General features: G+C 57.2%; 9 protein-coding genes and 1 tRNA gene. 6 read left to right on the top strand and 4 right to left on the bottom strand.

The genetic code is table 11. The features are described 5' to 3' along the window. Positions 1-22: 22 nt before the first annotated feature. Positions 23-628, top strand: a complete 606-nt coding sequence (locus tag QUE75_RS11575; RefSeq protein WP_061332753.1) for an outer membrane beta-barrel protein — start codon at positions 23-25, stop codon at positions 626-628. A gap of 252 nt (positions 629-880) precedes the next feature. Here QUE75_RS11575 and rlmKL read toward each other — a convergent pair whose 3' ends face one another. Beyond that, on the bottom strand, positions 881-3,061 hold the full coding sequence (rlmKL, locus tag QUE75_RS11580) for a bifunctional 23S rRNA (guanine(2069)-N(7))-methyltransferase RlmK/23S rRNA (guanine(2445)-N(2))-methyltransferase RlmL (protein WP_286250243.1): 2,181 nt from the start codon (positions 3,059-3,061) through the stop codon (positions 881-883). A gap of 325 nt (positions 3,062-3,386) precedes the next feature. Between rlmKL and rmf the strand changes: the two genes are divergently transcribed. Continuing rightward, positions 3,387-3,599 carry a ribosome modulation factor gene (gene rmf, locus QUE75_RS11585; RefSeq protein ID WP_058090550.1) on the top strand — a complete coding sequence of 71 codons (213 nt, stop codon included), beginning with the start codon at positions 3,387-3,389 and terminating at the stop codon, positions 3,597-3,599. 179 nt (positions 3,600-3,778) lie between these two features. Here the strand turns inward: rmf and QUE75_RS11590 are convergent, their stop codons facing one another. Beyond that, positions 3,779-4,804 (bottom strand): quinone-dependent dihydroorotate dehydrogenase, encoded by a 1,026-nt coding sequence (locus QUE75_RS11590; protein WP_286250247.1) that lies wholly within the window; start codon positions 4,802-4,804, stop codon positions 3,779-3,781. Between the two features lie 403 nt (positions 4,805-5,207). On the opposite strand from QUE75_RS11590, the gene QUE75_RS11595 reads away from it, so the two are divergent. Beyond that, on the top strand, positions 5,208-6,371 hold the full coding sequence (locus tag QUE75_RS11595; protein ID WP_286250249.1) for a cation diffusion facilitator family transporter: 1,164 nt from the start codon (positions 5,208-5,210) through the stop codon (positions 6,369-6,371). A gap of 13 nt (positions 6,372-6,384) precedes the next feature. Here QUE75_RS11595 and QUE75_RS11600 read toward each other — a convergent pair whose 3' ends face one another. Beyond that, complete coding sequence (locus QUE75_RS11600; protein ID WP_138437592.1) at positions 6,385-7,884, bottom strand: RimK family protein; 1,500 nt, start codon at positions 7,882-7,884, stop codon at positions 6,385-6,387. Positions 7,885-8,082: 198 nt separating this feature from the next. Between QUE75_RS11600 and rimI the strand changes: the two genes are divergently transcribed. Then, on the top strand, positions 8,083-9,198 hold the full coding sequence (gene rimI, locus QUE75_RS11605; protein ID WP_286250254.1) for a ribosomal protein S18-alanine N-acetyltransferase: 1,116 nt from the start codon (positions 8,083-8,085) through the stop codon (positions 9,196-9,198). On the opposite strand, the gene uvrB is transcribed toward rimI, so the two are convergent. After that, entirely contained in the window at positions 9,199-11,256 is a 2,058-nt protein-coding gene (gene uvrB, locus QUE75_RS11610; RefSeq protein ID WP_286250256.1) for an excinuclease ABC subunit UvrB, read from the bottom strand. A 191-nt stretch (positions 11,257-11,447) separates the two neighbouring features. Here uvrB and QUE75_RS11615 point away from each other — a divergent pair, with 191 nt between their 5' ends. Continuing rightward, a complete protein-coding gene (locus tag QUE75_RS11615; RefSeq protein ID WP_286250257.1) occupies positions 11,448-12,632 on the top strand; it encodes a pyridoxal phosphate-dependent aminotransferase in 1,185 nt (394 codons plus the stop codon). A gap of 71 nt (positions 12,633-12,703) precedes the next feature. Further along, a tRNA-Asn gene (locus tag QUE75_RS11620) sits at positions 12,704-12,779 on the top strand. Positions 12,780-12,877: the final 98 nt, after the last annotated feature.

Raw genomic sequence — 12,877 nt, forward strand, 5'->3', positions numbered from 1 at the left:
ACTGACAGGAAGCCGGATAATAATGAACAAGGTCGCACTACGTTTCCTCAGCTCCAGCCTGATGGCCATCAGCCTCGCCCCATTGTCGGCACAGGCACAAGACACTCCTCGTTCTGACAAGCACTACGTTGGCCTACTGGTGACCGCTCTGGAGCACCGCTCTATCGGCGAGCGCACCAAGGAGGATGCCTGGGGCCAAGCCGGTACGCTGGTGATCGGTGGTCACCTGAACGACCTGATTCACGCCGAGATCCGTCTGGGTGGCGGCTTCAACGATGCCGATGTTTCCGGTGGCGACCTGACCCTGGCTGTCGATTACTTCGCCAGCTGGTACATGGGCCTGCACTACCCGATTACCGATTATGCCAACGTGTATGCGCAGGCCGGTTTTACCCACGTAAAAGGCGAGGCAACCCTGCCCAACCGTGAGGAAAGCTACAACGCGCAGTTCCGGGATCTCGAGGGCGATTACCCGGACAGCAGTTTCAGCATCAGCTGGCTGGCCGGAGTGGATTTCGAGGTGTTGAGCAACACCTTCCTGGTGTTTGAGGGTGGGCGGCTGTTCAAAGACACTGGCAGTAGTGCCAATACGTTCCAGTTTTCTACGGGGCTGCGTTATGAGTTCTGAGTTTGCCGCGTTTTTTTGGTGTTAGTTAAGAGGGCCGGGGGTTCTTTCCTGGAAACGCTACGAGCCCCCGCAAGCGGGTCCAGCCAGCAATCATAGATTGCTGTCGTTCGGCTGCGCATGAAGCTTCGCTTCATAAACACTTGCCTCACCCATGTGCGCTTCGCTCCGGCCATCCATGGCCTCCGAGATTCCAGGAAAGAACCCCCGTCCCTCTTAACCCAGACCTTTATGCAGGCCGCTTTAAAACAACGCTTAATCGGTAAGTTTGTGCTGGATGTGCCAGCAGCGGTGAATCTTCTGATTTCTCTGGAAGTCTTTATCCAGCGTACTGGCGGTCACTTCCTTCACTTCGAATTCTGCCGCCAGGTCTTCGTCCAGTTTAAACTTCCGAAAGTTGTTGGAGAATATCAACAGGCCGTCACTGGATAACCGCTCCATACACTGACGAACCAAGGTGCCGTGATCCCGCTGAATATCGAGAACACCAGCCATTCTCGCTGAGTTGGAGAACGTGGGCGGGTCCATGAAAATCAGGTCGAAGGTCTGGTTGGCGGTTTTGCGGTCCGCCAGCCAGGACAGGCAATCCGCCTGCTCTACCACGTGCTTGCGCGGGTCGGCGCCGTTCAGGGCGAGGTTGTCCTGGGCCCAGCTCACGTAGGTTTTCGACATATCCAGGCTCAGGGACCGGCTGGCGCCGCCAACGGCTGCGTGTACCGTGGCTGCGCCGGTGTAGGAGAACAGGTTCAGAAAGCGTTTGCCACGGGCATGCTGCTGAATCCAGTGGCGCACCGGGCGGTGATCCAGGAACAGGCCAGTGTCGAGGTAGTCTTTCAGGTTTACCCTCAGGGTGCAGCCGTGTTCGTGCACGTTGAAGTATTCGCCGGTTGCGGCCTGTTTCTCATACTGTTTGGTGCCGGTTTGACGCTGGCGTTGTTTGCACACCAGATTCTCGGGGGCAACGTCCAGCACTTCCGGTATGACCGCCAGAGCCTCGGCCAGACGTTCCCGGGCGGCTTTTTCGTCGATAGACTTCGGGGCCAGGTACTCCTGCACGTGCACCCTGCCATCGTATAGGTCGATGGCCAACGCGTATTCAGGCATATCGGCATCGTAAAGCCGGTAGCAGCTGACATTCTGCTTCCGCGCCCACTGGCCGATGGTTTTCAGGTTCTTCTTCAGGCGATTGCGTAGCATGTCTGCCCGTTCGGGGTTGGCGATGCGTGGCATAACCTGCCCGGGCGCAGCCGGGTCTCGCGGTGTTCGGGCGTTTTCAGGCTGCACCTCGAACAACAACAGCTGCGCTGGCAACTTGCCATTAAACAATTTGTATTGCTTGAAGCTTCGCAGGCCAATGGATTTACCGAATTCCGGTGCACCGGTGAACACGGCCAGGCGCCACCCCGGCAGTTCACGCAAGACGGTTTCACCGAGGGTTTGATAAAGCGCGGCCAGCTCTTTGCGCTCGCTCAGGCGTTCACCATAGGGAGGATTGGTCAGCACCAGGCCCTTATCCGCCCAGTCCGGCTGCCGCTCAAACGCCGATACCGGCCGGGGCTCTACGCTTACGATGTTGTCCAGACCAGCCCGGCGTAGGTTGTTGCGGGCCGTGTCGATCACCCGGTCGTCCTGATCGAAACCGGCAAACGCCGGTATGCGCTTGTTTTTGCCTTCGTGTGCGCGGCGCTCGACTTCCTGGCGCAATGCCAGCCAAAGTTCCGGCTGATGGCCTGGCCATTTTTCAAAACCAAAACGCTCAATCTTCCGGCCCGGCGCAATGTCCAGCGCCATCAATGCTGCTTCAATCACCAGCGTTCCGGAACCACACATGGGATCAACAAAGTCGCCGCCGGCGTCTGCAATTTCCGGCCAACCGGCCCGCAGCAGCAACGCGGCCGCGAGGTTTTCCTTCAACGGCGCAAGGCCCTGTTCAGTGCGGTATCCCCGCATGTGCAGGCTATGCCCGCTAAGGTCCAGCCCAACCGACAGCCGCCCTCGGTTCAGACGGGCAGAGATGGTGACATCCGGATCTTTTGGTGCGACCGAGGGCCGCGGCAGGCCTGCGCCCCGAATGCTGTCTACGATACCGTCTTTGACTTTCTGGGCACCGAACTGTGTGTTCCGAATTTCTTCGTTCTGCCCCAGGAAAGTCACTCGAAAGCTGCCGTTGACGGGAATGTGCGATTGCCAGTCCAGAGACACCACGCCCTCATAAAGTTCGTCAGCACTACGGGCATCCATCTCGGCAATGTGCAGGATGACCCGGTTGGCCAGCCGGGACCACAAACAGGCGCGATATCCGGCTTCCAGCTCCCCTTCTACCCAGACGCCCGCCGGCGCGTTGCGCACTTGAGCCAGGCCAAAGCTTTCCAGCTCATCGGCCAGGAGATACTCAACACCCTTGGGGCAGGTTACGAAAAAGACATGCTTGGACAAAATCAACTCCTGGTTTTCTGGATAGAGCCGGTAAGCCGCCGGAATAGCAGCAAAACCCGAATTCGGGCCGTCATCGTTATTTCACAAACCTATAAGAAAAGCTTCATATAGATGAAATAAATAGTGTACATCCGCGCAAGGTTCGTCTTACCTTGTAGTTGACGCGTCGTTCTGGAAGCCAACATAACCGTGCTTCCGTTAACAGGATCCTGACTGCTCTGGCCGGAACTGGCAATAGTGGGTTATCCCGGATGGGTGCCTTCTTTACCATGGCCACGGCAGATGTGTACACGCTTGTTCTGTTAATCCATCAGTGAGGAACGGCATGAAAAGACAGAAGAGAGACATGTACGCTCGTGCATTCAAGCGGGGTTATCTCGCTGGCGTGTCCGGCAAATCCAAAGACAGCTGCCCGTTAGACCAAGCAGAGGTACGCCAGGAATGGCTGAACGGGTGGCGAGAAGGCCGCACAGATAACTGGGAGGGCATGACCGGCGTCTCCGGCATCCACAAGCTTGCCAACGTAACCGCAACATGACCGCGGTGTTGGCATACCCCGTTTAACCTGATCTCTTTTAGTTGTAGCTACACCACAATCTGACGCAGTAACCAGAGCAACCAAAACGGGGCCTCCCGCCCCGTACCATGCGAAGAAGCGCTACGGGGTTCGTTCCCCGCAAGGGCCCGCTCAGCGGGCCCACCTTCTTTCTGGCCTCACTACTTATGCTGTTCTTTCCTGATCGCTTCTACTGCTTCGTTAATCAAAGCTGGGCCTTTGTAAATAAAGCCGGTGTAGATTTGCACCAGTTTCGCCCCTGCCCGGATTTTCTCGGCCGCACTCTCGCCATCAGTGATACCGCCAACGCCAATAATCGGGATTCTGTCCCCCAACTCGGCGTACAACCCCTGAATAACCCGTAAAGACGCCTCGCGCACCGGTGCACCACTCAAACCGCCAGCTTCCTGCTCGTGCTTGTGTCCTTGAACCGCTTCCCGGCTGATAGTGGTGTTTGTGGCAATCACACCATCCAGGCCCGCCTCGAGTAATGCCCCGGCGACAAAGCGAATGCCTGCATCATCCATATCCGGGGCAATCTTCACAGCTACCGGTACATAACGACCAATATTTTTCTCGCAGATCGCCTGTTCGTCTTTGATCGCGTGCAATAGCTGCTTCAACGAGTCGCCGAACTGCAGATCACGCAGCCCCGGGGTATTTGGCGACGACACGTTTACCGTGATGTAGTCGGCATGGGGGTAAACTGCGGCGATGCCCTTACGGTAGTCCTGTTCGGACTGCTCGTTCGGGGTATCTTTGTTCTTGCCCACGTTAATGCCCAGGATACCGCGATAACGACGCTTCTCAACATTGCTCACCAGATGACCAAGGCCTTCATTATTAAAGCCCATGCGGTTGATGATGGCCTGGTGTTCGGGCAGGCGGAACATCCGCGGCTTGGGGTTGCCCGGCTGTGCCAGGGGTGTGACGGTGCCCACTTCAATGAACCCGAAACCCAGGGTTCCCAGGGCATTCAGGTGGTCAGCATTTTTGTCCAGGCCGGCGGCCAGGCCTACCGGATTGGGGAACTCCAGCCCCATGACATTAACCGGGCACGGCTCCGGGCGCCTTGAAACAATATTTATAATGCCGGTTTTGTAGGCCAGATCCAGCCCCCTGAGGGCAGCATTATGGGCCTGTTCCGGGGGCAGCCGGAAAAGTAAATTACGTAGCATGCTGTACATCTTGGAGCTCCTTGCCGAGGGGTGGCCGGAGTATACCGGAAGTTTTCCACACCATCCTCCCGAACCTTCAATACAACGTAAAAGCCCATGCCTCAGCGGCTGGCGGGGCTTTTCCACGGAATCTGTGGATAACTCTGTTGAAAATGTCGGGGCAAGCGTCTCGACCCCTTGATAACTGCGCCAGCCTACAAATTGATCATTTTTTGATCAGTTAAATTTTACATAAAAATCAATGTGTTAAAAAGACAAAATAACCATTTGACGACTTTAGTTACAAAGTGGTAGCGGGTAACGACTTTGTCATCATGTGCATAAATCGACCTGCGTTTCCCGATTAATTCTCCCCAAATTTTCCATTCCTGCGGCTATACTGGCTACCAACAGAATGATCGGAGCCTGAGCCATGGATCAGCCCCCAAAGGCCCATCTAAGGACTGACAAGGACTTGCAACAGGAAAAACACGCCGCCTCCCGGGTCACTATTATTGGCATGGTCCTGGATGCAGCCCTTGGCGTGATAAAAGTTATTGGTGGCACTCTTTTTCATTCCCACGCCCTGGTGGTGGATGGCATCCACTCGTTTACCGACGTTATCTCAGACTGGGTTGTGCTTGCAGTGATGCGGCTGTCACGTAAAGGCCCGGATGATGACCATCCCTACGGACATCAGCGCATCGAGACGCTTGGCACACTACTGCTGGGGAGCATACTGATTGCCGTGGGCGCAGCCCTTGCCTGGGAGAACATTCTGCGCCTGGTCTCCGGAGAGGATCTCGCGGTACCGGGCTGGCCGGTTCTGGTTGCTGCGGGGATATCGGTCGCCTCCAAGGAATGGATCTACCGTTATACCCGCCATGTGGGCATCAAAATTCGATCCGACCTGCTGATCGCAAACGCCTGGCACAGCCGGACAGACGCATTTTCATCGGTCGTTGTTCTGGTTTCCACTGTCGGTGCAATGGTCGGATATGTTTGGCTGGATACCCTTGCCGCTGTGGTTATCTCCGGCATCATTATTCATATTGGCTGGAAATTCACCTGGGACAGCGTCAAGGAACTCGTCGATACCGGACTGTCTGCGGAAGATACCCGGGTGTTGCGAGCCATTGCCATGGACACAGACGGCGTGCGCAATGTTCACGAGCTACGCAGCCGGCGTATGGGTCACGACATACTACTGGATGTCCACCTGGTTGTTCGGCCTGAGATAAGCGTTTCTGAGGGACACCAGATCGGCATGAAGGTGGTTTCCGGCATGAGGGACGCCATCGATAATATCCGGGACATCAACTTTCATATCGATGCCGAGAACGACGAACACACACCGCATCAGACCGACCCACACTTACCCAGCCGCGAGGATATCCGCCACCTGCTGTCGCAGCAGCTCGGTGAGCTGCCACCACATAGCCGGCTGAGACTGCATTACCTCAAAAACCGGGTTCATATCGAAGTCTTCCTGGACGAACAGCATCCCGCACCCGCGTTGACCACCGAAAGCGTCCGGGAGGTGCTGGCACCCTATCCCTGGTTTGGTTCAGTCCGGGTTTGGGTGTCTGCAAGCTGATCAAGCGCCGGTATTACCGGCGCCGGTTTTCTTCCATGCGGGACAGGAACTCCTGCATGACCAGGGTATAAAGCTCGCCGCCCAGGAATTTGTCTTCCACACCGGAATCGATGCTGGGGTTGTCGTTTACCTCAATGACGGCCACCCGGTTGCCGGCCTGTTTGATGTCCACCCCATACAGTCCATTACCGATCAGTCGGGTGGAGTTCAGCGCCGCCTGGATGACATTCCGGGGCACCTCATAGGTAGGCATGGTTTCAAACCCGCCGCTTTCCACCGCCGCGCCACCGTGTTGGTAGATCTGCCAATGCCCCTTCACCATCATGTATTTGCAGGCATAGATGGCGCGGCCGCCCAACACACCAATGCGCCAGTCGTAATCGGTGTAGAAATACTCTTGGGCCAACACCAGTGCTGATTGCTTGAACAGCTCTTTAAGGCCCGCCCTCAGCTCTTTCTCATCCTTGGCTTTGGCCACGCCCCTTGAGAAGGCGCCGTCCGGAATCTTGATGACCACCGGGAAACCCAGCTCACTGACCACCTGATCAACCGCATCTTTCTGATCTTTGGACAGGATCAGTGTTTTTGGGGTTGGCACCTTGTTGTTCTTCAGCAGGTCCGCCAGGAACACCTTGTTGGTGCAACGCAGTATCGAGACCGGGTCATCAATAACCACCATACCTTCCGCCTCTGCCTTGCGGGCAAACCGGTAGGTGTGATGATCAATCGCGGTGGTTTCCCGAATGAACAGGCCATCGTATTCCGGCAACCGCATGTAGTCCCGACGGGTAATTCTTTCTACATTGATACCCAGCTTTCGCCCTGCCCGCTCAAATCTTTTTAGGGCGGCCTCATCACTCGGGGGCATTTCCTCTTCCGGGTTCACCAGCATGGCCAGATCAAAACGATAGCGCCGACGCGTTCTCGGCTTGCGCCAGATCATGCTGCTGAAACGGTCGAGCGCCGCCGCAAACACATCCTGTTCGCGCTCATCCAGATCCGCCGGGGCGGCCGGTTTCATGGATTCGATCTGCCATTGCTTGCGGTGGCGGAACACCACTTCCAGAATTGGGCAGGGAAAGCGCTCAAACAAGGCCCGGGCTACCGGCTTGAGATCCGCATGCTCTGCCTGGCCAAAATAGGTGCGAATGCGCACTTCGTGGGTGGCATCCCGCTCATCAGTGGCCGGGTCAATTTCCCGGGCTTCCTGCTCCAGCCACTGAATGACGCTGTGATCCAGCTCTTCCAGCTCCAGCGAGAACAAGCCCTTGCGGCTCAAATCGTTCAAGGTCATCACCGAGGGCACCACATGGTGGCCCCGGGCCTCTGCCAACAAAGAACAGTAATAACCCCGGCTCAGGTATTTCGCGCTCTGGCAAAGGTTGATCACACGCACCCGGCTATTGGCGGGGGCGGAAAAATTCAGATACTGATCAAAGGTCAGTACATCCTCGCTGGGGTAATAGGGTGACCAGTCTTTGGCACGGTCCACAACGATTAACAAACGGGACATTAAAGGCATTCCTCCCTGAAAGGTTCAGCCGGGTAATGGGCGCAACAATACGCCGCTGTGACGTCTGGTACAATCCAGGCTGGATGCGTGCTTTTACGCATGATCGCCTGCTATCGAAACCAACCTGTCTCTACCATAATAGCTGCGGTGGAAGCGCTCGCCAGCTTCTGCGATTTTCGCGACCGGGATTTGTTAACCATGCATGATGTTTTGCTTCGACAAGCAGTCGCCGACGATCTGACTGCCCTGGTGCAGTTGGAAAATCGTTGTTTTACCGATGACCGTATTTCCCGACGCAGTTTCCGACGGTTCCTGGAAATGCCACGGGACCGCCTGATAGTGGCGGAGCAAGGCTCCGAGCTGGTGGGCTATTGCCTGGTGCTGATGAATGCCGCCACCCGTCTGGCACGGATTTATTCAATCGCGGTATCGCCAACCGTGCGCGGCAGGGGCGTGGGCGAGCAATTGGTGCGGGAGGCAGAGAAGGAAGCCGTAGAAGCAGACCGCATCATCATGCGCCTGGAGGTTCGGGAAGATAACGCCGGTGCAATCAATCTATACAAACGATTGGGCTATCGCCAATTCGGTACCTACCGGGACTATTACGAAGACCATGGCGATGCCCTGCGCTTCGAACGGCGTATTCTCTATTACGAGCCTTCCCGGGAGTATCTCCCGGTACCCTATTACCCCCAAACCACAGAGTTTACCTGCGGTCCCTCTGCCCTGATCATGGCCATGGCTGCCCTGGACGAAGACCAGCAGTTGAACACCCTGGAAGAATTGAAGATCTGGCGGGAGGCCACTACCATTTTCATGCTCGCCGGTCACGGTGGCTGCGGGCCCCATGGCCTGGCCTTGTCAGCCTGGCACCGAGGCTTTGAGGCCAGCGCCTGGATCAGTCAGGAAGGCGCCCTGTTTAAGGATACCGTGCGTAACGACGATAAAAAGCGGGTATTGGAACTGGTGCACGAAGGCTTCCTGCACGATATTGGCCAGACCGGCATCCAGCTGCACCATGACCCACTGACCCTGGAAGCCATGGAAGCCGCCCTGCACGAGGGCCGCATCCCGGTCATCCTGATCAGTACCTGGCAGCTCAACCGCAGTCGTGTACCCCACTGGGTGACCGTGTGCGCCATGGATGAAGAGTTTGTGTACCTGCACGACCCGGAGATCGATACTGACGTGGGCGAGACCGTCGCCGACAAACAATATTTACCTGTCGACAAACGGGTATTTGGCAAGATGTCCAGCTACGGCCGCAACCAACCCTTGCAGGCGGCCGTGATCGTCGGGCCGAAACGACCCTGATCAGCCGGTACGAATCGCCGCTTCCTTGAGTTCGGAGATCTGGTCCCGCAATCGCGCTGCGGTTTCGAAATCCAGGTCGGCGGCGGCCTTGTACATGTCATCCTCCAGGCGCGTCACTTCCTTGAGCAACTCTTCCGGAGAGCGCTTGCCTGCCTTGACCATATAACCTTCCGCCTCTTCCGCGGCCTTCTGGCCCGGACGTTCCGCCTTACGGCGACCGCGCCCACCGCCAGTGGCTCCCTCCATGACATCGGCGATCTTCTTGTTCAGGCCTTTCGGGGTAATACCGTGCTCTTCGTTATGGGCCGCCTGCTTCGCTCGCCGGCGTTCGGTTTCGTCAATGGCCCGCTGCATGGAACCGGTAATGCGGTCCCCGTACAAAATGGCTTTACCGTTGAGGTTACGGGCGGCACGGCCAATGGTCTGGATCAACGAGCGTTCACTGCGCAGGAAGCCTTCCTTGTCTGCGTCCAGAATCGCCACCAGAGATACTTCCGGCATATCCAGGCCTTCCCGCAACAGGTTGATGCCCACCAGCACATCAAACTCGCCCCGGCGTAAATCCCGGATAATCTCAACGCGCTCTACGGTGTCGATGTCTGAGTGCAGATACCGAACGCGAATGTCGTGTTCCATAAGGAAATCGGTAAGGTCTTCGGCCATGCGCTTGGTCAGGGTAGTGACCAGCACCCGCTCCTCCACCGCCACCCGTGCGTGGATTTCCGAGAGCAGGTCATCCACCTGGGTAGACGCTGGCCGCACCTCGATCACCGGGTCCAGCAGGCCGGTCGGCCGAACCACCTGCTCTACCACCTGGCCGGCGTGCTCCGCCTCATAGTTACCCGGCGTGGCCGACACGAAGATCATCTGGGGGGCAATTCGCTCCCACTCCTCAAACCGCATGGGCCGGTTATCCAGTGCCGACGGCAGCCTAAAACCATACTCAACCAGCGTTTCCTTCCGGGAACGGTCGCCCTTGTACATGGCGCCGATTTGCGGAATGGTCACGTGGGATTCGTCCACCACCAGCAAGGCGTTCGGCGGCAGATAATCAAACAGGGTGGGTGGCGGCTCACCGGGCGCCCGGCCAGACAAATAGCGAGAGTAGTTCTCGATGCCGTTGCAGTAACCCAGCTCCATCATCATTTCCATGTCGTAGCGGGTGCGCTCCTCAAGGCGCTGGGCCTCCACCAGCCGGTGGTTATCCCGCAACTGCTGCAAACGCACGTCCAGCTCCGCCCGGATATTCTCGACCGCGTCCAGCACCTTCTGCCGGGGCGTCACATAGTGAGACTTCGGATAGATGGTTACCCGTGGCACACGGCGCAGTACCTCGCCGGTCAGCGGATCGAAGTAGCTGAGGTTCTCCACTTCATCGTCAAACAATTCGATGCGAATGGCTTCCCGCTCCGATTCCGCCGGGAACACATCAATCACATCGCCCCGAACCCGGTAGTTGGCGCGGTGGAACTCTATGTCGTTACGGGTGTACTGGAGCTCTGCCAGCCGGCGCAGAATCGAGCGCTGATCTATCTGATCACCCCGGTCAAGGTGCAGCATCATCTTCAGGTAGGATTCCGGATCACCCAAACCGTAGATGGACGACACCGTCGCCACGATGATCGCATCCGGCCGTTCCAGCAACGCCTTGGTGGCAGACAAACGCATTTGTTCAATGTGTTCGTTGATGGAGGCATCTTTCTCGATGAAGGTATCAGACGACGGCACATAGGCTTCCGGCTGGTAGTAATCGTAGTAAGACACGAAATACTCCACCGCGTTATCCGGAAAGAACTCCTTGAACTCGCCGTACAGCTGCGCCGCCAGGGTCTTGTTGTGGGCCATGATGATGGTGGGCCGCTGCACGTCCTGGATCACGTTGGCAATGGTGAACGTCTTGCCTGAGCCGGTCACCCCCAGCAACGTCTGGTGCGCCAGCCCGGAATGAATGCCATCCACCAGGCCGGCGATGGCCTTGGGCTGGTCACCGGCCGGCTGATATGGGGAATCAACTCGGAACACACCTTCACGGGAAGCGCTGGATGCTTTACTGGCCATAACTGGCGATTAACCTCCGGGTTCGGCGCCGGCCGCAATACGGCACAACCCCTACAAGAAATTTAGTGTTCTGGCTGCTTCATGATACCATCTGTGCGATCGACGGCTGGGAGAAAAACAGCCAGCACCTTTGGCTCCATAGTTGCCCGGCCGATCGCAGCCCATAAGACGCAGCTTTAAGGAGCTCAAGTTTGGACCTTCAACTTTCCAGCCGAGTACAGGCGATCAAGCCTTCCCCCACCCTCGCAGTCACCAACAAAGCCGCAGAACTCCGCGCGGCCGGCCAGGATATCATTGGCCTGGGTGCTGGCGAGCCGGACTTCGACACCCCCGAGCACATCAAACAGGCAGCCATTGAAGCCATTAACAACGGCCAGACCAAGTACACCGCCGTTGATGGTACGCCGGCCCTGAAGAAAGCGATTATTGCGAAGTTCAAACGGGACAACGGCCTGGAATATGAAGCCAACCAGATCCTGGTAAGCAGTGGTGGCAAACAGAGCTTTTTCAACCTTGCCCTGGCCACATTGAACCCGGGGGACGAAGCCATTATCCCCGCGCCTTACTGGGTTTCCTACCCGGACATGGTGCTGGTGGCTGAAGGCAAGCCGGTGATTATCGAAACCTCCGCCGAGACCCGCTTCAAGATCACCCCCGAGCAGCTGGAAAGCGCTATTACCGAGCGTACCCGCCTGTTTGTGATCAACAGCCCGTCCAACCCCAGCGGCATGGCTTACACCCTGGAAGAGCTGCAGGCGATTGGCGAGGTGCTGAAAAAGCACCCGAACATCATGATTGCCACCGACGACATGTACGAGCCGATCCTGTGGACTGGCAAACCGTTCTGCAACATCCTGAACGCCTGCCCGGAGCTGTATGACCGTACCTTCGTACTGAACGGTGTGTCCAAGGCCTACTCCATGACTGGCTGGCGCATCGGCTACGCCGCAGGCCCGGCGAAGATCATCGGCGCCATGAAGAAAATCCAGTCCCAGAGCACCTCCAACCCGGCCTCTATCTCCCAGGCCGCCGCCCAGGCAGCCCTGGACGGCCCGCAGGAGTGCGTAGGTGAGATGGTCAAGGCGTTCAAGGAACGCCACGACTGGCTGGTAGCTGCCCTGAACAAGTTGCCTGGCGTTGAGTGCCTGAACGGCGACGGCACTTTCTATGTGTTCCCGAGCTTCCAGGGCGCAATCGATGCCACTGACGGCGTGAACACAGACGTTGAGTTTGCCGAGAAGCTGCTGACCGAAGCGGGCGTTGCCCTGGTTCCGGGTTCTGCCTTCGGTAGCCCGGGCCACATGCGCCTGAGCTTTGCGACCAGCATGGATAACCTGCAGAAGGCGGTTGAGCGTTTGCAGAAGGCGCTTGGCTAAAAATTTTTAGTCAGAGGGTTGACGAGGCGGTATAGCCAACTTAATATACGCGCCTCGTCACATGACGACGTTCCCCGATAGCTCAGTTGGTAGAGCAACGGACTGTTAATCCGTTTGTCCCTGGTTCGAGCCCAGGTCGGGGAGCCACTATTCCGAAAGCCCGCTAGTTCTTTGAATTAGCGGGCTTTTTTCGTTCTGGTTTTGAATTTTGGTGATGGCTGCTTGTACCCTACCCCTAACCTGCC

The organism is Marinobacter shengliensis (assembly GCF_030297115.1).
In the GTDB taxonomy this organism is placed as follows: Bacteria; Pseudomonadota; Gammaproteobacteria; order Pseudomonadales; family Oleiphilaceae; genus Marinobacter; species Marinobacter shengliensis.